The following is a 22,536-nucleotide window of genomic DNA, read 5'->3' on the forward strand; positions in this document are numbered from 1 at the left end:
TGGAAAAGGAGGAATGAAAGTGGAGTATGTTCAAATTAACAGCATTGATGACCCGATGTTTGCACGTCTGCACAAAACGATGCAGGACGTGTTTCCACCAGAAGAAGTGCTGGAATATGATTTATGGGCAGAGCCGCTGAAAGACCCGACGATCCGTGTATTTCTAACGGTGCAAGACAATGAAGTAGTGGGTGTGACCGAATACCGCTACAATAAAGAATTGAATGTGGCGATGACGGATTTCACCATTATTGTAAAAGAAGGACTTGGTGTCGGTCCGTTTTTAGCGAAAAAACGCTACGAAGATTTAATGCAGCTCGCAAAAGAGCACGATCTTGATTTGATTGGCATGTTTGCGGAAATTTATGACCCGTACCGTATGACGGACCATTCGTTTGCGGGTATTAAAGTGATGGATCCGTTTGTCCGGCGTGAAGTACTTTCCCATCTCGGCTACATGCGCCTTGATTTCCCATATGTCCATCCGGCGTGGACAAATGAAGGAGAAGCGGTCAATCATTTAGACCTTTGCTTCCAGCCGTTTAAAGAAAATATTCACTTACTCAAAGCAAGCTTTATCCGTGACTTCATTACCGGTTACTATTCGGTTCTATCGAATAAGCCTCAGGAATGGCACGACATGGTGGCAGGCCTTGAAAAAAGAGATAACATACAATTAAAGCCGTTATAAAAACAAGGGAATGTTTCACGTGAAACATTCCCTTATTCTTTTGTTATTCGCCACTTTTTCATCTTTTTCACAAGTGTAGAATGATCAATCCCAAGAAAGTCTGCTGTTTTTCGAATTGACGTATTTTTTTGCAGGGCATCCTGAACGATGCGTTTTTCGTACTGTTCCACACGCTGCTTCAGTGTAGTGGGAGAAACGGTGTCCAGCTGACTTGTAAAATGAGGCGGAAGGTCAACCGGTTCAATGGTGAAAGAAGGGACAGACACAAGCATGCTTTCGACTAAGTTTCTTAGCTCGCGTACATTGCCTGGCCAATGATAGTTTTGTAAAATATGTTTTGTTTCCGCAGATACATTCTTTTTAATCGCATATTGCCGGCTAAAATAAGCAAAAAAGTGATCGAGAAGAATTTCAATGTCTTCCGGCCGTTCACAAAGCGGCGGAATGGACAGTTCCACGACTTGCAGCCGGTAATACAGGTCCTCACGAAATAGTCCTTTTAGGACGAGTTCTTTTAGGTTTTTATTCGTCGCGGAAATGATGCGGATATCCAATTGTTTCGTATTGGTGCCGCCGACACGCTGAATTTGTTTTTCCTGCAGGACGCGCAGCAGTTTTACTTGAAGCGGCAACGGCAATTCGCCGATTTCATCAAGCAGAACCGTTCCTTTATCAGCAAGCTCCAGCAAGCCGATTTTCCCTTCATTGCGCGCCCCAGTGAAAGCTCCTTTTTCATATCCGAACAACTCTGATTCGAGCAGCTGCTCTGGGATAGCACCGCAGTTTACTTTAATAAACGGTTCGTCTTTCCGATCGCTTAATTGATGAATCAAATTGGCAATGACTTCTTTGCCTGCCCCGCTTGAACCGGATAAGAGTACACTTGTCGGGAATGGGGCAATCTGGTGGATTTTATGAATAATCTCTTTCATTCGCATGCTTTGAAAAATAATCTTCTCATCCGAGCCGTCTGTTGAAAATGTATAGCGGTTTTGGCTGAGCTGCGAGAATGTTTTTGCTTTCATTAATTCTTTCGTCAATTCATTTAAATGCGTAATGTCCCGGACGCTGGTGACGACCATCGAAATTGCACCTGATTCATCAAATACAGGATTGCCGGTTGCGATGACGTCTTTTTTCTGCTGGCCGATCTGCTGTAAAATTGAAACTCGTTTCTTTTCGTTCAATACGAGCAATGAAACAGACTGATCAAAATAACCCCGCTTTATTAAATCACCCATGTGAAACCCAATTAATTCTTCCCGCTTAAACCCGGTGATCTCTTCATAAGCGGTATTGACGAATAGGGTAATGCCTTCATGATTCACAACGTAAAGCCCATCCGCTGAAAACTCAATGATTTTCTCCATTTGCCGAAATGCAGTTAAGAAAACGTTTTCAAATAAAGGAATCTGCATACATTTCACTCTTTTCTTTGTCATGATTGGTGAAATAAATCACCATTGCAGGAAAATGATCACCACTAGATAAATCGTTTATAATCAAGAGATCCAATACTACTGTGGTGAATTTTATCACCAATTGATTTAGAAAACAATGAATAAACCCCTTATATAGAGCGTTTTCATTATGGCACACATCTTGCATTATAAAAACGAGGAGGGATTACATGCAAACAAAGCATTTATATATAAATGGGGAGCAAAAGCAGGCAAAACGAACGTATACACTTCATTCCCCTTATAATCATGACGTATTGGCTGAGATTGCGATGGCAGATGAAGAAAATGTAAAAGAAGCCATTGCCGGCGCCCATGATGCATATGAAAAAATGAAAAAAATGCCTGCCTACGAGCGGTCAGCGATCTTAAGCCGTGTTGCGCAGTTATTAAGCGAACAGAAAGAAGAAGCGGCACGGATCATCGCGTATGAAGCCGGCAAGCCGATTCGGACGGCAAGAGGCGAGATTGACCGAACAATTGCCACGTATCAGTTTGCGGCAGAAGAAGCGAAACGTATTTATGGGGAAACGATTCCGATGGATGCAGCGCCTGGCGGTGAAAACCGGCTCGGCTTTACGTGGCGTGAACCATTAGGCGTCGTTACCGCCATCAGCCCTTTTAACTTTCCGTTCAATTTGGTCGCCCATAAGCTGGGCCCGGCATTTGCGGCTGGGAACACTGTCGTGTTAAAACCTGCTGAACAAACACCGTTAAGCGCGTATTTTATTGCTGATCTGTTTCAGCAGGCCGGACTGCCAGATGGGGCACTTCAAGTGATCACCGGCAGTGGGAAAGAGCTAAGCGAGGCGCTGATTACGAATCCAGCGGTGAAAAAAGTAACCTTCACCGGAAGCGCTTCCGTCGGAAAAATGATAAAAAAACAAGCAGGGTTGCGCAAAGTGACACTGGAGCTCGGTTCAAATTCAGGATTGATCGTCGAACCGGATGTGCCGCTTGAAAAAATTATTCCACGCTGCGTGGAAGGCGCATTTTCATTTGCCGGACAAGTATGTATTTCTCTGCAGCGGATTTATGTTCATTCAGCCATTTATGATGAATTTTGTGAGCGGTTTATTGAGCGGGCAAAAACATTAAAAAAGGGCGATCCACTGGATGAAACGACTGATGTGAGCGCAATGATCAGCGAGCGGGAAACCGAAAGAATTTTATCATGGGTAGAAGAAGCGGTAGAACAAGGAGCGTCTATCGGGCTTGGCGGATCCGTAAAAGAAGGGATGTTTGAACCGACAGTGCTGCTTAATGTGACCGAACAAATGGCGGTCTCATGCCAGGAAACATTTGCGCCGGTCGTATCGATTGTTAAATACGATGACCTGGATGACGCGATCGATTTAGTAAATCGTTCCGTTTATGGATTAAATGTCGCCATTTATACGCAAAACATTATGAATGCGATGCATGCAGCACGAAAATTCGAATCAGGCGGCGTCATCATTAATGATATTCCGACATTCCGCCTTGATCATATGCCGTACGGTGGCGTGAAAGACAGTGGCTACGGCCGCGAAGGCATTAAATATGCAGTGCAGGAAATGACAGAACTAAAATTTGTCACGATTAAAACAACATTTTAAAGGGGGAAAAAGAGTATGTGCAACATTATTAAGCCGAACCCGAAACTGTATGTGATGGACAATGGGCGGATGCAAATGGATAAAAACTGGATGATTGCGATGCATAATCCAGCGACAATTGATAACCCGAATGCACCAACTGAATTTGTTGAATTTCCTGTTTACACAGTGCTGATTGATCATCCAGCGGGCAAAATTTTGTTTGATACAGCATGCAACCCGAACTCGATGGGGCCTGAAGGAAGATGGACCGAAACAACGCAGAAAATGTTCCCAATTTCCATGAGTGAAGAATGCTATCTGCACAACCGCCTGGAAGAATTGAACGTTCGGCCGGAAGACATTAAATATGTTGTGGCATCTCACCTTCACCTTGATCATGCCGGCTGCCTGGAACTGTTCACCAATGCGACGATTATTGTCCATGAAGATGAGTTGAACGGCACACTTCAGTCGTATGCGCGTAATCAAAAAGAAGGGGCTTATATTTGGAGCGATATTGACGCATGGATTAAAAATAATCTGCAATGGCGGACAGTTAAGCGCGGAGAAGACAACCTGGAGCTTGCAGAAGGAATTAAAGTACTGAACTTCGGAAGCGGTCATGCGTGGGGAATGATCGGGCTGCACATTAATATGCCGGAAACAGGCGGCATTATTCTTGCCTCTGATGCCATTTATACAGCAGAAAGCTTCGGACCGCCAATTAAGCCGCCTGGCATTATTTATGACTCACTCGGCTACGCCAACAGCGTCGAAAAAATCCGACGCCTTGCGCAGGAAACAAATTCACAGGTTTGGTTCGGGCATGATCCGGATCAGTTTAAAACATTCCGAAAATCAACAGAAGGCTATTACGAATAAAAGAAAGGAGAGCGAACAATGAGTACTTCTAAACTTGTTTTTGCGCCATTAAGCTATACCGGCTGGGGATCACTTTCACAGCTCGTGCCGGAAGTCGAAAAATATGAACCTAAGAATCTATTAGTTATCACCGATCCGATGCTTGAAAAAATCGGACTGACGAAACGAGTGACTGATCCGCTAGAAGAGAAAGGATACAACGTGACTGTTTACACGGATGTTGTCCCAGAGCCGCCCCTTGCAATCGGAGAAAAGCTCGTTATGTTTACAAGAGAAGGCGGCTTTGACCTTGTCATTGGTGTCGGTGGAGGAAGTGCGCTTGATCTGGCAAAGCTTGCTGCTGTTTTAAGTGTGCATGAAGGATCCGTTAAGAACTATTTAAATTTATCTGGAACGAAGCAGGTATCAGAAAAAGGGCTGCCCAAAATATTAATTCCCACTACAGCGGGTACCGGCTCAGAAGTAACGAATATTTCTGTTCTATCACTGGAAACGACAAAAGATGTAGTCACGCATGATTATTTGTTGGCTGATGCCGCTATTGTCGATCCCGAACTGACCGTTTCAGTGCCGGCGAAAGTGACTGCAGCTACCGGAATTGATGCGCTGACGCATGCGGTAGAAGCGTACATTTCTGTCAATGCCAGTCCTGTTACAGACGCCCTGGCTTTGCAGGCAATCCGTTTAATCGGGAGGTCTCTTCGCAAAGCAGTGGAAGACGGCGAAGATCAGCAGGCGCGCACCGACATGAGCAACGGCAGCTACATTGCCGGTCTTGCCTTTTTTAATGCGGGTGTTGCCGGTGTTCATGCACTTGCGTATCCGATTGGAGGCCAGTTTCACATTTCACACGGTGAATCAAATGCAGTGCTGCTGCCGTACGTCATGGGCTACATCCGTAAAAGCTGTCAGACGAAAATGGCAGATATTCTTGATTCACTCGGCGGAAATTCAAGCTTTTTATCGGATGAAGAAGCTTCTTATAAATGTGTCGAAGAGCTCGAACAGATCGTGAAAGATGTCGGCATTCCATCTACATTGGCCGGCTTTGACATTCCGGAATCCGCACTCGAGGGCTTAACGAAAGACGGCATTCAGCAAAAACGAATTCTTGCAAGAAGCCCGCTTCCGTTAAAAGAAGAAGATATCCGGGCGATTTATCAGTCTGCTTTTACAGGAATCATTGCGGAACCTTTCTGAAGCAGGCAAAATAAATATCTTTGTTTCATGTGAAACATTCACTTATAAAAAAACCGGTCTGTTTTAGTAACAGTCCGGTTTTTTTTTCACCAATGACGACGGGGGCCGCAGCAGTTTCTCGGATAACCGGGATCCACGACCTCATTTCTTGTAATCGGCTGATACATGTGGCGGGGCACGTTGACAATGTGCTGTCGGTTAATATTAATAATCGGGTGAATAACCGGCACTTCACGTTTTATATACGTGTTGTGTACCACACATCTCGGTGGGCAGACGATCGGACGGACATGATGACGATGCATTTTTATCACCTCCACGTTTCTTTATAAGCAGTAAATGCATCTCCTGTCCTTTCTGCAACGGACAAACATCCAATGGGTCAAATAAACTTAAATAATATCAAGCGGCACTTTCCGCACTGGTGCCGGAAAAATAGCATCTAGCTTGCTCAAATCCTCGTTTGTCAGCTCAATTGCGGCCGCTTCTGCATTAGCGATTACGTGTTTTTCCTGGACTGCTTTCGGAATCGCAATGACATTCCCCGAACGAATAGTCCATGCAAGGGCGATTTGAAGAGGCTCCACATTATGTGTTTTGGCTATTTCTTTTAGGGCAGGATCGCTCATTAATTCTTTTCGAAGCGAACCTCCCTGAGCGAGAGGGCTGTACGCCATCAATGGCATCTTTTGCTGTTTTTGCCACGGAAGCAAGTCGAACTCAATGCCTCTTGAACCGAGATGATAGAGAACTTGATTCGTAGAACAGTGGTCACCGCCTGGTGTATTCAACAGTTCCTCCATGTCAGCAGTATCAAAATTCGAGACACCCCAGCGCAAAATCTTTCCGTCTTTTTTCAGCTTTTTCATTCCTTCAATGGTTTCTGCAAGAGGCACACGGCCCCGCCAATGCAAAAGATACAAATCCAGATGATCGGTTCCGAGCCGCTGCAAGCTTTTTTCGCAAGATGAAGCAATTCGTTCTAAGCCGGCGTTACGTGGATATACTTTCGAAACTAAAAATACATCATCACGAATCCCTCGCAGCGCTTCACCAACAACCTGTTCGGCTTTTCCTTCTCCGTACATTTCTGCCGTATCAATAAGTGTCATCCCGAGATCAACGCCAAGTCTTAGTGCACGTACCTCAGCTTCTTTTTTAGAAGGGTCATCGCCTATGTACCAGGTGCCTTGTCCGATTGCAGGAACAGAAGTGCCATCCGGCAAAGCGACTGTCCGATTTTTCAATGCAGTTTGAATTGCTTGTTTGTCCAAAAAAATCAAATCCTTTCCTTATTATATGTATATCTTTGCCCATACCCTTCTTTTTCAAAACAAAAAAACCGGCCGAGCCGACTCAAATGTCGGACCAGCCAGCTTTAGGAATTTTTTCGTTACGCGGACTCTTCTTTTAATGCGCATGCTTTGCGCCATGAAATCTGCGCTATAGTCAATAAAATCAATGCGGCGATACCAACTCCTGCATAAACAGTGAAGCCAGCTGCATACGTACCGGTCATTTGTTTTAACGTGCCGAGAACATTCGGAACGAAAAAGCCGCCTACTCCGCCGGCTGCGCCGACGATGCCTGTGATCATGCCAATTTCTTTCTGGAAACGCTGCGGCACTAATTGGAATACAGCGCCATTGCCCATGCCAAGGCACATCATACCCATAAACAGCATCACTGTTACAAGTGTTAAAGAAGGAAGTGTGCTGACACCGAACATCGTAAGCGCGACACCGATAAACAAAAAGTTTAGCAATTTTGCTCCCCCAATTTTATCGGCAATCAGGCCGCCGACTGGACGGAACAAACTTCCTGCGATGACACAAAGAGTGACGAAATCACCTGCACGTACCTTTGAAAGGCCATATTGATCTACGAAGAAAATACTCAAAAAGCTTGTCAAACCGACAAATCCGCCAAAGGTGACACTATACAGCAGACAGAAGTACCACGTATCTCTTTGTTTAAAGACAGTGAAGTAATTCTTAAGCGGCTGCGGCTCGGGCTGTGTCGGTGCATCTTTTGCAATCATCACATACGTAATAAAAACAAGAGCGAGCGGAATTAACGCGATTCCCATTACACCATGCCAGCCGTACACTTCAGCCAGCCGTGGACCAAACAATGTCGCAAGAACGGTTCCGCTGTTTCCGGCGCCGGCAATTCCCATCGCAATCCCTTGCAGGTGCGGTGGATACCAGCGGCTTGCCATTGGCAGCGCCGCGGAGAAACTGGCACCGGCCACACCAAGTAAAATACCAATGAAATAAAGCTCATTCATCGAGTTTCCGAAAAGCCATCCCCATAAAAGAGGAACCATCGTGACGATCATGCCGCCAATGGCTGTTTTACGCGGGCCGATCCGATCTGTTAAAATGCCAAGAATAATTCGGAAAAAGGAACCAGCCAAAATCGGAATCGCGACAATAAATCCTTTTTCTGCAGGAGAAAGACCGAAGTCCTCTGTAATGTATACGCCTAGTGCACCAAGCATAACCCAGATCATAAAGCTAATATCAAAATAAAGAAATGATGCAAACAGTGACGGTGCATGACCGCTCTTTCTTAAGCTTGATAATTTCATTTGTTCCTCTCCTTCGCATCGTTAAGTGGTTTGTTTTGCTTAATGTAAGTGTAGGGGGGTTAAAAGATACTTTCCATATACTTGTTAGAAAACCTAACAAATTATTTCGGAAAGTCAAAAAAATCTGATTGACTTTCTAAAAACCGTCCTATATTGTGTTACGTAAGCTTACACGAAAACGAAAAGGGAGTGTACGAGAGGAAAATTTTCACTTTTATGTTGACGTTAATAACGAACGGGGAAGCGTGCCAAGAATCATCAAAAGCCTTACATGATTCATTTACCGGAAACGCGGCTTACTGGAACCCGGCCTTCAAAGCAGACTGAAAAAGGATGGGGGGTCTTTATTTATGAGTAAACGAAAACTGGTCGTCATAGGAAATGGGATGGCGGGCGTGCGTACGGTTGAAGAAATTTTAGCCATTCATCCAGATAAATTCGAGATTACTATATTCGGAAAAGAGCCTCATCCGAACTATAACCGGATTTTGCTGTCTAAAGTGCTTCAAGGAGACACCACCGTCGAAAGCATCACGCTGAATGATTGGTCTTGGTACGAGGCGCACCAAATCACATTATATACAGGTGAACCGGTTATTCAAATTAATACCGGACAAAAATATGTGGTCACATTAAAAAACCAAATTGTTTCATATGATGAATTAATTATCGCGACAGGTTCACTTCCGTTTATGCTGCCGCTTCCGGGAGCGAAAAAAGAAGGCGTGACAGCATTCCGGGATATTTATGATTGTGAAAAAATGGTCGAAGCCTCCAAAAAATATAATAAAGCTATCGTCATTGGCGGCGGACTTCTTGGTTTGGAAGCTGCTCGCGGCCTTTTAAATTCAGGGATGCAAGTCGATGTTGTCCATATTGGCGAATACATTATGGATCGCCAGCTCGATCCGGCCGCAGCAAGGATGCTTCAAAAGGAACTTGAAGAGCAGGGAATGAATTTTCTGCTTCAAAAAAACTCAGCGGAAATTACCGGTCACAAACGTGTCAAAGGTCTCCGTTTTTCGGATGGCAGCTGGCGTGAAGCAGATTTAATTGTCATGGCTGTTGGTGTACGGCCGAATACGGAAGTCGTTGCCGGCACAGATATTGAAACAAACCGGGCGATTTTAGTTGATGACTATATGCGGACGAATATTCCGAATGTGTACGCCGTCGGAGAATGCGCCGAGCACCGTGGGTTTGTTTACGGACTGGTTGCGCCCCTATATGAGCAAGGAAAAGCACTTGCCGCTGCATTGTGCGGACAGGAGCATGCCGGCTACCAGGGGTCTGTTCTGTCGACGCAGCTAAAAGTATCCGGTGTTGACGTTTTTTCATCCGGAGAGTTTATGGATAGTGACGAAACACAGTCACTGCAATGGTTCGACGGCATAAAAAACACATATAAGAAAATTGTTGTACGGGATAAGAAAGTAGCAGGGGCAGTGTTATTTGGTGACATTAGCGAAGGCGCTAAACTGCTTGGGATGATTCAAAAGAAAACGGATTATGCTGTTTTGGAAAAAGAAATGAGCAGTGGATCAAGCAATAAAGATGAGCTCATCGCTTCCATGGCTGATCATGATATTGTCTGTGCGTGCAACGGCGTTTCAAAAGGAACCATCGTGAGCGCTGTTTGCGAGCAGGAATTAGAAAGCGTGGATCACATTAAAGCGTGCACGAAAGCATCCAGCTCGTGCGGAGGCTGCCGTCCGGTGGTGACCGACATTCTTGATTTTATAAAGCGGAATGGAGCAGAAACCGGTACAGCAAAAGAAGCAATTTGTGCGTGCACGGGCGCAGATCATCTGGATATTATTGAAGCCATTCAGCTTTGTCCGAATGAGTCAAGAGAGCAAATTATGAAGAGGCTTTACTGGAAAAATGATACAGGATGCGGCATCTGCCGTCCGGCGCTTCTCTATTATATGGGTATGCATAGCAGTGAGCTGCCGGATATTGTAGAAGAACAGACAGCAGATGGTACGTATATGACCGCCCCGCGCATGTACGGCGGTGTGACCGGCGCGGAACAGCTCCGGAAAATTGCGGACGTTGTGGAAAAGTATGAAATCCCTCTCGTCAAGCTTGTGCCTGGACCAAGAATGGGGTTATACGGCATCGAACCAGACTCGATTGCCGCGGTCCGGGCCGAATTGTCCGCCGCAGCGCCTCTTTACGGGGAAGAATTACGCGCTGTTGGTACGTGCGCCGGCATTCGGTATGCAAAAGGTGCTTTGCAGGATTCGATCAGCCTCGGCCGGCAGCTGGAACAAAAGCTGGAATCATTCGTTTTTCCAGCTCGTATTACGTTGGCTGTCTCATCCAATCTAAATGATGAAGCAAAATCGCTTCGTGAAGAAGTCGGTTTGATCGGAGCTCCAGGCGGATGGGAATTATATACAGCAGGCGAACGGCTGTATGTCACGATGGAACAGGAAGACGCGATTCGAATGACTGAAACACTGCTGTCTTATTACCGGGAGTCTGCTTTTTACGGTGAAACAATGGACAAATGGCTTGGTCGTCTTGGTGTAATAACGATTCGTGAAGAAGTATTGAAACGAAAAATAGAAGAAACCGTAAAAAAAAATCAACAGGCCGCCGTCGCCTTATAAAGTAGGTGAGAAAATGGGAAACGTTATGGAAACACAGTGTCCATTTTGCAGTGTTCAGTGCAGAATGACGATTACCGAAAAAATCGAAGCCGGCCGTAAAACATATGACGTCGCTCCGAAGCAAAATGCCGCATCAGAAGGCCGCCTTTGTATAAAAGGCATGAATGCGTATCAGCACGCACTGAGCGGCGAGCGGATTACAGAACCTCTAATGAAAAAAGGCGGACAATTTGTGCCGATATCATGGGAAGAAGCGTATAAGCTGATTGCTGAGAAGTTCACCACGGCACAAAATGAATCCGGCCGGGATGCCATTGGTGTATATGGGGGCGGATCGCTCACCAATGAAACATCCTATGCACTGGGTAAATTTTCCCGTGTCGCGCTGCAGACGAAGTACATTGATTATAACGGGCGCTTTTGTATGTCCGCCGCCGCCACAGCCGGCAACAAAGCATTTGGTGTCGACCGGGGGCTGACTAATCCGCTTTCTGAAGTAAGGCAGTCCGGCTGCTTAATATTGGCGGGAACCAACATTGCCGAATGCCAGCCGACATTAATGCCATATTTTACGGATGCAAAAGAAAACGGCGCGTTTATCATTGTCATTGATCCGCGCAATACGGCAACAGCTGATATAGCAGATCTTCATTTGAAAGTAAAACCGGGAATGGATGCAGCACTTGCGAATGGCCTGTTGAAAGTGATTATGGATAGCGGGTATGTCGATGAAGTATTTTTGTCAAAGCGCACGACTGGATTTGATGAAGTGCAAGCGCACGTGGACTCACTTGAGTTAGAGGAGATTGCATTTATAACAGGTGTTCCGAAAGAAGACATAGAAGAAGCTGGCCGCAGGTTCGGGCAAGCTGCGTCGGGCATGATTTTAACAGCCCGAGGTGTTGAGCAGCAAACAGATGGATCCATGGCTGTCCGGAATTTTATTAACGTGCTGCTGGCAACCGGCAACATTGGCAAACCAGGGAGCGGCTATGGTGCCGTCACTGGTCAGGCAAATGGACAGGGCGGACGCGAACATGGACAAAAAGCGGATCAGCTGCCCGGCTACCGCTCGATTGAAAATGACGAACACCGTGCTTATATTGCAAAAGTATGGGGCGTTAAACCGGCTGATCTCCCCGGAAAGGGTGTATCGGCATATGAAATGATGGAAAAAATTCACGCACAGGAAATCCGGTCACTTTTTTTAATGGGATCTAATCCGGTTGTATCCAATCCAAACGCCAATTTTGTGGAGGAAGGGCTGCGGAAACTCGATTTTCTTGTCGTCGCGGATATGCTTTTTTCTGAAACCGCTCAGCTGGCAGACTTAATTTTGCCGACCGCCGCTTATTTAGAAAACACCGGTACGTTAACGAACTTAGAAGGACGTGTCCTGCTTCGGGAAGCGGCCCGTCCGGTGCCAGGTATTGTGAAACAGGATTGGGAAGTGCTATCAGATATTGCCGAGTCAATTGGCAAAGGAGCGTATTTTTCGTATTCCTGTGCTGAAGATATTTTTGAAGAGCTCAGGTTAGCGAGCAAAGGCGGCATTGCCGATTATTATGGCATTACGTATGACCGGCTTCGGAGGGAAGAAGGAATTTACTGGCCGTGTCCATCCGTGGATTATCCAGGCGAAAAAAGATTGTTTGAAACATCATTCCCGCGGTCAGACGGAAGGGCAGAAATGGTTGCTGTACCAAATCATTTTCCAAAAGAAAGGGCAGGCGGCAAGTATCCGCTCTACTTAACGACAGGCCGGGTGCTTGGGCATTATTTGACGGGGGTGCAGACGCATAAAAGCCCGACGCTGGAAGCCAGGCAGTTTGAATCTTTCGTGGAGATCCATCCAAAAACAGCGCGCAGCTTAAATATTCAAGATGACACACTCGTCAAAGTCCATTCCCGACGCGGGGAGATTGTGGTTCGAAGCAAACTGACTGCTTCCATTCGAGAAGATACCGTCTTTGTGCCGATGCATTGGGACGGCATGCAAAATATAAACAAACTAACGAGCGAAGAACTCGATCCGGCCAGTAAAATGCCTGGATTTAAAGTATGCGCTGTTTCAGTTACGCCGCTTCCAGCTTAAAAAAGCAATCCATTTTACGGATTGCTTTTTTACTTTAATCCTTATATTCGTTCAAATCATTTATTGTATTGATATTGATGAAAGAGTGTTCTTTTTTAGTAAAGGGAATTGTTTTGAAGGCAGTATTTTTTAAAAGAGCCATTAAACTACGTTTGTTTTCATTTAAAACTTGTTCCATCATCGGCAGACATTGACGGTGGTAAAGAGCAAGAAGCGGCTGCAATTTATTCTCCTGAACCGGCACAATCGCGTTATAATCAGAATGGCGATGTGCAAGCAATTGATAGACAAATGTTTCTGTTACAAACGGAATATCCGCTGACAGCACAAAAAACCATTCTGGCTCATCGTATTGCTTCATGACGTGATGAATCGCAAAAAGAGGACCATTATGCATTTCGTTTTCAAGGACAAGGTCGACTCGAGCCGTATCGAAGCCGTCAGCAAGCAGGGGGTTTGTGGAAATAATTATAGGATTCAGCCCATTTGCCGAGAGGGCATTGACACTATACTGGTAAAAAGGCTTTTCTTTATACGTCTCAAACATTTTTGGGCGGCCATAGCGAGAGGACTGGCCGCCGGCGAGCACAATACCGGCTGTTTTCATGTTCATCACTCCTACTGTCATTATAACGTGGAGGTCTTTCAAATGGAAAACGTGTTTCAAATTGTTGGCTATCAAAACAGCGGCAAAACGACATTAATGGAAAAACTAATTCGAGCTGCTGCGGAAAAAGGAATGCGCGTGGCAGCGATTAAGCACCACGGTCACGGCGGGGCGCCGGATGCAAAAGACAGCACACGTCATCAGCAGGCAGGTGCTGTTCTTGCCGGCGTGGAGGGAGAAGGCATTCTCCAGTTAAATATACAGCAGGACAACTGGCCGCTTGTTGAAATTATAAAACTGTACAGCTTTTTTCCGATCGACTGTATTTTTGTAGAAGGATATAAAAAGGAACCCTATCCGAAAGCAGTATTGATCCGAAACGAAGAAGACCTGCCGCTTTTAAAGCTTGAAAATATCCATTGTGTGATCAGCTGGATTCCGCTTTCTGATGTTCCTTATAAAACGTTTCAAGTGAAACATGAAGAAGAGTATATTCCATTCATTTTGAAAAAAACCACGCTTTAATATAGCGCGGTCAAGGTTTAGGCAGTACAATTTCTTTTTTATTTGATTCGTTAAAAGATGGACGAAATATGCAAATTTCGACAAATGTTTCACGTGAAACAATGAATAAATTTTGCTTTTTCAGGACATCCTTCTTTTGAAAAGGGGGATGGATGAAATGTGGAAATGGCTGTTTGTCATCGTACTGCTTGCTGGGTGCATGGCGGATGAAGCACCAGAAAACATGTCGGCACCGATTAATGAGCCACAAGAAGCAGCTCAAAATCCGGCGGAGCCGTTGCAGGTCATGAAAAAGGAAGAGACTGGACAGTATTTGGCCGATTCAGCGGGTATGACGCTTTATTATTATACGAATGATAAAGAGGGAGTCTCTGCTTGTACGCATCACTGCCTGGAAGAATGGCCGCCATTTTATCTCGGGTCCAGTGATGTGCCGGAAGGATTCAGCAAGTCTGATTTCGGGGTGATCACACGAACGGACACGGGCGAAAAACAGTCCACATATAAAGGATATCCGCTTTACTATTTTTCACGTGATCAAATGGCTGGCCAAACGAACGGATACAGTGCAGATAATGAATGGTATACGGTAAATAATGCGATTGAGCGTATGGTGCAGGCAAAATAAAGAAAGGCTGTCCGGTTTATATGGACAGTCTTTCTTCGATTTCTTCAGGGGAGAGTGGTTTGGCGTATAAATAACCTTGTGCTTCCGTGCAGTTCAACTCCATCAAAAGACGTGCTTGTTCTTTTGACTCTACTCCTTCCGCAATCACATTTAAATTTAAATTTCGGGCGAGATCAATGATCGTTTTGACGATTGCCTGTCGATCTTGGGCTAAATCACGAACGAAGGACTGGTCAATTTTCAATTTGGTGATAGGGAACTTGCTTAAATAGCTGAGCGAGCTGTAGCCGGTGCCGAAATCATCAATACTGACATGGATGCCAATGCCGCGCAGACGGCTCAATACTTGCTAGGCATGGGATACGTCCGCCGTCATGCTTTTGGTAATTTCGATATCAAGCCATTCAGGTGCAAGGCCGGTCTGATCTAGAATCTGTTCGACCTGCTCGACAAAATTGAGCTGCATAAGTTGCCGAAGTGACACATTCACACTCATGCGGATCGGCGGCAATCCCGCTTCCTGCCACGCTTTATTTTGAGCACAGGCAGCTTCAAGCACCCAGGTGCCCATTGGAATAATTAAGCCCGTTTCTTCCGCCAGTGGAATAAACTCAGCAGGAGAAATGAAGCCGATTTTTGGATGATTCCACCGAAGCAGCGCTTCAACACCGATCATTTTATTGGCCGCCATATTGATTTGAGGCTGGTAAACCAGGTGAAAATGCTGCTCCTCAACGGCGCGGTGCATTTCCCTCTCCAGCATCATTTTATTGCTCATATCACGGTGCAAATCGATCGTAAAAAACTGATAATTATTTTTGTCGCTTTCTTTGGCAAAATACATAGCGGCATCGGCATTTTGAAGCAGCGTTTTCATGTCTTTCCCATCATCAGGATATACGCTGATGCCGATGCTTGTACTAATGAAAATATCAAGGTTTTCAATGAGGAAAAAATGGTTCATTTCTTCACAAATTCGTTGAGCGATCGATCCGGCTTTTTCTTGCTTAATAGAAGGGAGTAGAATGGCGTATTCATCTCCGCCCAGTCTTGCCGCGATATCGGTCTGACGAAGGCATTTCTGAAGCCGGTCCGCTACTTTCATTAACAATAGGTCACCATTGTTATGGCCAAGCGTATCATTGACGTTTTTAAACCGGTCTAAATCCAGAAACATAACCGCGAACGATTCTTTTTTTCTGAAGCACGGTCTAATTCATTTTTTTACAATAAAGATTCGTGTGAACAAATTATTTTCCTTCGCTAAAATCTGTGTTTTTTGGGCTAAAACGGGTATATAGTACATAATATATAAAATCGGAGGGATCGATATGGGATGGAAATATTGGAAGGTGGTTTTACGGTATGGTCATGTAGGTAAGCGGAATGAGATTAGTGTGGCACGCTATTTGGTAACAGAGGCACACTATACACCAGTGGTGGTTATGGATCAGGCGGCAGATATGCCGGGTGTGAAGCATAATGGCGTTACGTCAGTGAAAGAAATTGCCCGAGCTGAATTTATAGAAGGAAAGCGGCTTGAACAGGAAAATTTCTTTCTTCAAAAAATGAAAGCGTTTCATAACGAGCGCCCAGCATAAAAAAGTGGCTTCTTCTGCCTTTCGTTGGCATTTGGGGCCTTTTTCTTTTATGCTTAATTTATGGGGTGAGCAGAATGGGGCATGTAACAGTTGTTGGAAGCTACGTTGTGGATTTGATGAGTCGGACGCCGCATTTGCCGGTGCCAGGCGAAACAGTTTTGGGCGGGCCTTTTCAAATGGGACCCGGCGGTAAAGGGGGCAATCAAGCTACAGCCGCGGCTAGAAGCGGGTCAGACGTTACATTTATAACAAAAATTGGCCTTGATGTTTTCGGCGAGGAAGCGATGCGGCACTTTGAACGGGAAGGATTTGACGTTCGATTTGTACAAAGAAGTGAAACAGAAGCGACGGGGACAGCCCTTATTGCGGTCGATGATTGTGGTGAAAACGATATTGTCATAGCGCCAGGTGCATGTGGAACGATGAAACGTTTAGATGTGATAGATGCTGAGACTGCCATTAAAAAGGCGGATATTTTGCTGCTCCAGCTAGAAATCAGCTTAGAAGCAATTGAAACGGCGATCGGGCAGGCTTCTATTCATCATGTGCCGGTGCTGCTGAACCCGGCGCCGTACTTGCTATTCCCTTCTGAGTGGCTTCCGCACGTTACATATTTGACGCCGAATGAAACAGAAGCCCGGGGATTGACTGGCATCGATGTAGTAGATGAACTGTCTGCACAAAAAGCAGCGAACTTTTTGCATGAAAAAGGGGTAAAGATTGTCATCATTACACTCGGGGAAAAGGGAGTATATTTATCGGATGGCACCAGTCATGGAAAACTTATTGAAGGGTTCTCGGTAAAAACAGTGGATACGACAGGAGCCGGTGATGCGTTTAACGGCGGGTTTGCTCATGCTCTCAGCAGCGGTATGCCAGTCGAAGAAGCCGTTCAGTTTGGACAGGCGGTTGCGGCGCTTTCAGTAACGAAAACAGGCACAGCTGCTTCCATGCCTTCTATCGAAGAAATAAAATCGTTTTTAAAAAGTCATCTTTAGGGAATAAAAAGAAAAAAGGAGTGAATAATTTATGGGATTTTTAAATAAGCTGTTTGGTGGTAAAGAAGAGAGCGGTTCAACACAAAATGTCTCTGAAGTAGTGCTTGTATCGCCAATGACCGGTGACGTGGTTGGATTAACAGAAGTACCCGATCCAGTCTTTTCTCAAAAGATGATGGGCGATGGCATAGCGGTTAACCCATCAGAAGGAAAAGTCGTTGCACCAGCTGATGCGAAAGTGCTGAATGTTTTTCCAACAAAGCATGCGATCGGTCTTGAGGCGGCTGGCGGGCTTGAAATTTTAATTCACGTCGGTCTCGATACAGTGAATATGAAAGGTGAAGGATTTGATGTGCAGGTTTCTGAGGGCGATCATGTGAAAAAAGGCGACGTGCTGCTTACGTACAGCCTTGAACTCGTCCGTGAAAAAGCAGCCAGCATCATCACGCCGATGATTATTTCAAATAGCGACATCGTGCAGAACATGGACAAACATGAAAATGTCTCAGCAGTTGCCGGCGAAACACCGGTGCTGACAGTAAAATTAAAATAAAAAAAGAAGTCCCGGCTGCCGGGACTTCCTTTTTTGTTGTTTACATAGCGGGAAAGTTCGCCCGACTAAACCGTCTGGGCCGTCGCAACGCCTTCATGATTCGCATCGTGCGGACCTAATATATGTCCAGCGAGCGCGTACAAAATAATCGTGGATGATAAATGGGCAGAAAACTGCGATGGGTCTTGCTGCGGATACACTTCCACAAAGTCCATGCCGATAATGCCCTGCTTGGCAATCTCGTGCACAAGCGTTAACAGCTCATATGATGTCAGTCCATTCCCATCAACTGGTCCGCCTGGATTAAACGCGTAATCAAGAACGTCGCTGCAAATGCTTAAATACACACAGTCAACATATTTGGAGGCCATTTCATGCAGTTTACGGCCAAGTGCTTTTAAATCTTGATGCTCCCGAATATCATTGACCGTCACTGTTACTGCACCGGCATCGCGCGCGTTCCGACCGCTTTCCGGTTTGTTGCGGGGACCGTGGATACCAGCGTGGATAATGCTTTCATTCCGAACACCCTCCTGCTCATAAAGCCGCATAAACGGGCTGCATCGCGCATACGGGTCGCCGTCATGAGACGGCAGGTTGTCATAGTGGGCATCTAAATGAATGATGCCGACTTTTTTTCCTTGATTCGTTAACGATTTTACAATCGGAAAGGTCACACCATGGTCACCGCCCAGTCCGATTAAAAATTTGCCGCTTTTCCAAAGAGGATCGGTGAAATTTGTAATCCGGTCCATCGTCTCTTCTACATCTGCCGGCACAACATCGACGTCGCCAATATCGCCAAGCTTCAAATGTTCAAATACATCGATATGGTCTAGCTCCGGCAAATAGCCGCTGTAGCGTCCTGAACTTAAACGCATCACCTTTGGACCAAGTTCACACCCCGTGTAATGGCCCCATGTCACAGCGCCTTCCCACGGCACACCATAAACAACAGCGTCAACTTCATCCAAACGATCCTTGTTCACTAAATTTTTTGCCCCTAAAAAACATGGCGTATTTCCATAAATCATTTCAGTCATCAAAACAATCCTTTCATTAGAGAGATTGCTTTTCCTTTTCCCTAACGAAAAGGAAGAAAACCGGGAATTTGAAAATGGGCGGTGGTAAAATGAAAAGAAGAGGTGATGATGATGAAGCTATTATTTCAAATTTTTCTGACCTTTTTTAAACTATCACCAATTACATTTGGCGGCGGCTATGCGATGATCCCGGTTATTCAGCGGGAAGTCGTTGAGGAAAAGCGCTGGCTTGAGGAAGAAGAAGTGACCGACTTATTTGCGCTGGCCGGTTCCATTCCGGGCGCGATCGCGATTAACGCGGCCACGTTTATCGGCTACCGGATCGCAGGGATCACCGGGGCCATTGCTGCTACAATCGGTGTCATGATTCCGACGTTTTTTATCGTGGTTGCGCTCAGCATTTTTTATGTCTTTTTCAGCGGGCATCCGAAAGTGGAAGCGGCATTTGAAGGCATCCGCCCCGCGGTTGTGGCGCTCATTGTGTTCGCGGCGTTCAAAATGCGCAAAAGCGCGGTTGTAGACAAAACGACATTCGCTGTTGCGGCAGCTGCTTTCATGTTGCTCCTGTTTTTTCGTTTTCACCCTGTTTTCGTTATCGCGTTAGGCGCGGTGTCCGGTATCCTGCTTATCGGCATTAAAGACCGGCTAGGCATCGAAACGGCAGTGGATGACCATGAACAGCAGATTGAGTATTTCATGGGGGCGGATATCTAATGCTCTGGCTGTTATTTAAGACTTTTTTTCTCACTGGCCTCGTTTCATTTGGCGGCGGTTACGCCATTATTCCCGTTATTGAAACGGAAGTTGTCTGGCAGGGCTGGATGACAACGCAGAAATTTACTGACATTGTTGCGATTGCCGGCATGTCACCTGGACCGATTGCGACAAATACCGCCGTCTTCACCGGCTATCAAATGGCAGGCTGGGCGGGAGCGGCAATATCTGCTCTTGCGATGGTCCTTCCATCACTTATTCTTGTGTTAATCGTCGCCTCATTTTTTAACCGTTTGAATCACAACCGTGTCATGAAATCTATTTTTTATGGTTTGCGCCCTGTTGTCATTGCACTTATTCTTTTTGCGTCCGTAAAATTCGCGCTGTCAACCGGCATGGCAGCGGAAGTAAACTTGCATGTGGCGAGTTTAACGGGAATTTTTATCGTGTCTCTTTATTCATTAGTGAAAAGAGGGACACATCCGGCGTATGTCATTGCCATGGCTGGACTTGTGGGGATGGCGTTTTATTCATAACTATCTTTCTCGAGCCGGATTCCGTGGCTGTGGTTTTGGATTCCAGCTAGATAGAATCCGACTCTCATTTTATTTTTGGTTCTTTTTGATTAAGAGTAAGAATAAAATAAAGACTTTGGGCATTTAATCGTTAAAACCCAAAATAGTTTGTTGAATGAAAAAATCATGGTACTTTTAAAAAGAGAAAATAAAAGGTAATGGAAAGAAGGGGAATTAGTGGAAATAGGTATAAGCACATTTGTGGAAACGACGCCTGATGTGGAAACAGGCGAAGTCGTCAGCCATGCACAGCGGCTGCGTGAAGTGGTAGAAGAAATTATTTTGGCAGATGAAGTAGGGCTTGATGTGTTTGGCGTGGGTGAACATCACCGCAGTGACTATGCGGCGTCTTCTCCAGCAGTCGTGCTGGCCGCGGCGGCAACACAGACAAAGCGCATTCGGCTGACGAGTGCGGTGACAGTGCTATCCTCAGCTGATCCAGTGCGGGTGTTCCAGGATTTTGCGACACTCGATGCCCTATCAAACGGCCGTGCGGAAATTATGGCGGGACGCGGATCGTTTATTGAGTCCTTTCCGCTCTTCGGCTATGATCTGCAAGATTATAATGAGCTGTTTGAAGAAAAGCTGGATTTATTATTGAAAATTAGAGAATCCGAAAAAGTGACGTGGCAAGGTAAGCACCGTGCGTCCATCAACCATTTGGGCGTATATCCGCGTCCGGTGCAGGACCCGCTTCCTGTCTGGGTCGGCAGCGGTGGCAATCAGGAATCTGTTATTCGTGCTGGTCTGCTTGGTTTGCCGCTAGTGCTGGCGATTATCGGCGGCAGTCCGGTACAGTTTGCTCCGCTTGTAGAGCTTTATAAAAAAGCCGCGGTTCACGCGGGGCATGATCCAGAAACACTGCCGGTTGCATCACATTCACATGGGTTTATTGCGGAAAACACGGAGCTTGCGGCGGATCAGTTTTTCCCGTCTACACAAGCTGTCATGAACAACCTTGGACGAGAGCGTGGATGGGGGCCATACAACCGGTCGAGCTTTGATGCGGCCCGCAGCTTTGAAGGTGCGTTATACGTTGGAGATCCGAAAACAGTCGCCCAAAAAATTATTCATCTTCGTAAACATGTCGGTGTTACCCGTTTTATGCTTCACGTCCCGGTTGGCACGATGCCGCATGATCTCGTGATGAAAGCCATTGAACTGTTAGGCAAAGAAGTAGCACCGATCGTACGAGAAGAAGTGGCCAAATGGGAAGCAGAAGAAAAGCAATAATATTTTAGGGATAGGAAAGGAGTTTATCGATGATCATTCTTGAAAATGAAGAACTAAAAGTCAGCATTGCCACGTCCGGTGCGGAGTTGCGGGAGGTCATAGGCAAAAAAACAGGGCTGCGTTATATGTGGAACGGCGACAGCACCTATTGGGGCCGCGTTTCACCGGTGCTGTTTCCTATTGTCGGCCGGCTGAAGAAAGATCAGTATAAGTTAAATGGAAAGTCCTATCACCTATCACAGCACGGTTTTCTGCGCGATGTAGAGTTTTCTGTACAGGAGCAGGATGCAGATCACGTTTCTTTTGTTTTCGAATCATCGGACGCTTTTTTAGATGTTTATCCATACCGGTTTCAAGCCGTTATTCATTATACGCTGAACGAACAATCAGTAAATGTCCGCTGGGAAATTCACAATATGCAGGGTGAAACGATGTATTTTTCCATTGGTGCCCATCCCGCTTTTAACGTGCCGCTCACAAGTGAGGACAAAGCGGCAGACTACACACTCAATTTTACAAAGGCACCGGGCAAGCGGGTGACGCAATATGAACTGGTCGAATCATTAGTGAAAGAAAAAGAATCCGTCGAAAGCATTGAGCCGATTTCTATTCAGGCATCCTTGTTCAAAAATGATGCGTTTATTTACAGCCACATCGATCGTGTTTCGCTTACTTCTAATCAAACCGGTCACGGCGTTGATGTTGATTTAACTGGTTTTCCATTTGTCGGCATTTGGTCAAGCTACAATCAATCACAAGGCACGATGGCTCCCTTTGTCTGCATTGAACCGTGGTACGGCATTGCCGACACGGTGGACACGACTGGAAAACTAGATGAAAAAATGGGTGTAAACAAGCTTGAAAAAGGCGGCCGTTTTGAAGCAGACTATACAATTACATTTATCTAAAAGCAAAAAAACTGTCTGGTCAGTCTGTTAAA

The 22,536-nt window shown here is 45.7% G+C and carries 21 protein-coding genes and 1 pseudogene; 15 read left to right on the forward strand and 7 right to left on the reverse strand.

All coding sequences use genetic code 11. From position 1 onward, the window contains the following. Positions 1-19: 19 nt before the first annotated feature. The gene (locus VQ00_RS10250) at positions 20-691 is read left to right on the forward strand and encodes a hypothetical protein (RefSeq protein ID WP_046180043.1); all 672 of its coding nucleotides are present in this window, start codon (positions 20-22) and stop codon (positions 689-691) included. A 32-nt stretch (positions 692-723) separates the two neighbouring features. Here VQ00_RS10250 and VQ00_RS10255 read toward each other — a convergent pair whose 3' ends face one another. After that, positions 724-2,109: a sigma-54 interaction domain-containing protein gene (locus tag VQ00_RS10255; protein ID WP_046180044.1), complete on the reverse strand. Its 1,386-nt coding sequence runs from the start codon at positions 2,107-2,109 to the stop codon at positions 724-726. 212 nt (positions 2,110-2,321) lie between these two features. On the opposite strand from VQ00_RS10255, the gene VQ00_RS10260 reads away from it, so the two are divergent. The 3 genes from VQ00_RS10260 to VQ00_RS10270 are packed head-to-tail and all read left to right on the forward strand — an operon-like array spanning position 2,322 to position 5,813. Further along, on the forward strand, positions 2,322-3,749 hold the full coding sequence (locus VQ00_RS10260; protein WP_046180045.1) for an aldehyde dehydrogenase family protein: 1,428 nt from the start codon (positions 2,322-2,324) through the stop codon (positions 3,747-3,749). A gap of 15 nt (positions 3,750-3,764) precedes the next feature. Beyond that, the gene (gene ahlS / locus VQ00_RS10265; protein WP_046180046.1) at positions 3,765-4,613 is read left to right on the forward strand and encodes an AhlS family quorum-quenching N-acyl homoserine lactonase; all 849 of its coding nucleotides are present in this window, start codon (positions 3,765-3,767) and stop codon (positions 4,611-4,613) included. Positions 4,614-4,631: 18 nt separating this feature from the next. Beyond that, the gene (locus VQ00_RS10270) at positions 4,632-5,813 is read left to right on the forward strand and encodes an iron-containing alcohol dehydrogenase (protein WP_046180047.1); all 1,182 of its coding nucleotides are present in this window, start codon (positions 4,632-4,634) and stop codon (positions 5,811-5,813) included. Positions 5,814-5,899: 86 nt separating this feature from the next. Here VQ00_RS10270 and VQ00_RS10275 read toward each other — a convergent pair whose 3' ends face one another. The 3 genes from VQ00_RS10275 to VQ00_RS10285 all read right to left on the reverse strand — a co-directional run bounded on the left by VQ00_RS10275 (position 5,900) and on the right by VQ00_RS10285 (position 8,406). Continuing rightward, on the reverse strand, positions 5,900-6,118 hold the full coding sequence (locus tag VQ00_RS10275) for a hypothetical protein (RefSeq protein WP_046180048.1): 219 nt from the start codon (positions 6,116-6,118) through the stop codon (positions 5,900-5,902). 87 nt (positions 6,119-6,205) lie between these two features. Then, a complete protein-coding gene (locus tag VQ00_RS10280; protein WP_425388365.1) occupies positions 6,206-7,087 on the reverse strand; it encodes an aldo/keto reductase in 882 nt (293 codons plus the stop codon). Between the two features lie 119 nt (positions 7,088-7,206). After that, positions 7,207-8,406 (reverse strand): nitrate/nitrite transporter, encoded by a 1,200-nt coding sequence (locus VQ00_RS10285; protein WP_046180050.1) that lies wholly within the window; start codon positions 8,404-8,406, stop codon positions 7,207-7,209. 350 nt (positions 8,407-8,756) lie between these two features. Here VQ00_RS10285 and nirB point away from each other — a divergent pair, with 350 nt between their 5' ends. Continuing rightward, complete coding sequence (gene nirB / locus VQ00_RS10290; protein WP_046180051.1) at positions 8,757-11,024, forward strand: nitrite reductase large subunit NirB; 2,268 nt, start codon at positions 8,757-8,759, stop codon at positions 11,022-11,024. 13 nt (positions 11,025-11,037) lie between these two features. Continuing rightward, positions 11,038-13,119, forward strand: coding sequence for an assimilatory nitrate reductase catalytic subunit NasC (nasC, locus tag VQ00_RS10295; RefSeq protein ID WP_046180052.1), 2,082 nt, complete (start codon positions 11,038-11,040; stop codon positions 13,117-13,119). 34 nt (positions 13,120-13,153) lie between these two features. Here the strand turns inward: nasC and mobA are convergent, their stop codons facing one another. Continuing rightward, positions 13,154-13,726 carry a molybdenum cofactor guanylyltransferase gene (gene mobA, locus VQ00_RS10300; RefSeq protein WP_046180053.1) on the reverse strand — a complete coding sequence of 191 codons (573 nt, stop codon included), beginning with the start codon at positions 13,724-13,726 and terminating at the stop codon, positions 13,154-13,156. A 42-nt stretch (positions 13,727-13,768) separates the two neighbouring features. On the opposite strand from mobA, the gene mobB reads away from it, so the two are divergent. Further along, entirely contained in the window at positions 13,769-14,251 is a 483-nt protein-coding gene (gene mobB, locus VQ00_RS10305; RefSeq protein ID WP_046180054.1) for a molybdopterin-guanine dinucleotide biosynthesis protein B, read from the forward strand. A gap of 157 nt (positions 14,252-14,408) precedes the next feature. Continuing rightward, a complete protein-coding gene (locus tag VQ00_RS10310; RefSeq protein WP_046180055.1) occupies positions 14,409-14,879 on the forward strand; it encodes a COG4315 family predicted lipoprotein in 471 nt (156 codons plus the stop codon). 16 nt (positions 14,880-14,895) lie between these two features. Here VQ00_RS10310 and VQ00_RS10315 read toward each other — a convergent pair. Continuing rightward, a pseudogene (locus tag VQ00_RS10315) lies at positions 14,896-16,095 on the reverse strand (putative bifunctional diguanylate cyclase/phosphodiesterase). A 115-nt stretch (positions 16,096-16,210) separates the two neighbouring features. On the opposite strand from VQ00_RS10315, the gene VQ00_RS10320 reads away from it, so the two are divergent. From VQ00_RS10320 to VQ00_RS10330, 3 genes are all read left to right on the forward strand, one after another. Continuing rightward, complete coding sequence (locus VQ00_RS10320; RefSeq protein WP_046180056.1) at positions 16,211-16,480, forward strand: hypothetical protein; 270 nt, start codon at positions 16,211-16,213, stop codon at positions 16,478-16,480. Between the two features lie 74 nt (positions 16,481-16,554). Further along, entirely contained in the window at positions 16,555-17,478 is a 924-nt protein-coding gene (gene rbsK / locus VQ00_RS10325; RefSeq protein ID WP_046180057.1) for a ribokinase, read from the forward strand. A gap of 31 nt (positions 17,479-17,509) precedes the next feature. Continuing rightward, positions 17,510-18,031, forward strand: a complete 522-nt coding sequence (locus VQ00_RS10330; protein WP_046180058.1) for a PTS sugar transporter subunit IIA — start codon at positions 17,510-17,512, stop codon at positions 18,029-18,031. A gap of 65 nt (positions 18,032-18,096) precedes the next feature. Here VQ00_RS10330 and VQ00_RS10335 read toward each other — a convergent pair whose 3' ends face one another. Beyond that, positions 18,097-19,074 (reverse strand): agmatinase family protein, encoded by a 978-nt coding sequence (locus tag VQ00_RS10335; RefSeq protein ID WP_046180059.1) that lies wholly within the window; start codon positions 19,072-19,074, stop codon positions 18,097-18,099. A gap of 111 nt (positions 19,075-19,185) precedes the next feature. Here VQ00_RS10335 and VQ00_RS10340 point away from each other — a divergent pair, with 111 nt between their 5' ends. From VQ00_RS10340 to VQ00_RS10355, 4 genes are all read left to right on the forward strand, one after another. Next, the gene (locus tag VQ00_RS10340; RefSeq protein WP_245618098.1) at positions 19,186-19,788 is read left to right on the forward strand and encodes a chromate transporter; all 603 of its coding nucleotides are present in this window, start codon (positions 19,186-19,188) and stop codon (positions 19,786-19,788) included. After that, positions 19,788-20,324, forward strand: coding sequence for a chromate transporter (locus VQ00_RS10345; RefSeq protein WP_046180061.1), 537 nt, complete (start codon positions 19,788-19,790; stop codon positions 20,322-20,324). Before VQ00_RS10340 ends, VQ00_RS10345 begins: the two co-directional genes overlap by 1 nt. Before the next feature lie 216 nt (positions 20,325-20,540). After that, entirely contained in the window at positions 20,541-21,596 is a 1,056-nt protein-coding gene (locus VQ00_RS10350) for an LLM class flavin-dependent oxidoreductase (protein ID WP_046180062.1), read from the forward strand. Between the two features lie 29 nt (positions 21,597-21,625). Continuing rightward, positions 21,626-22,504 (forward strand): aldose 1-epimerase family protein, encoded by an 879-nt coding sequence (locus tag VQ00_RS10355; RefSeq protein WP_046180063.1) that lies wholly within the window; start codon positions 21,626-21,628, stop codon positions 22,502-22,504. Positions 22,505-22,536: the final 32 nt, after the last annotated feature.

Source organism: Domibacillus tundrae, from assembly GCF_000970675.1.
GTDB classification, from domain to species: domain Bacteria; phylum Bacillota; class Bacilli; order Bacillales; family Domibacillaceae; genus Domibacillus; species Domibacillus tundrae.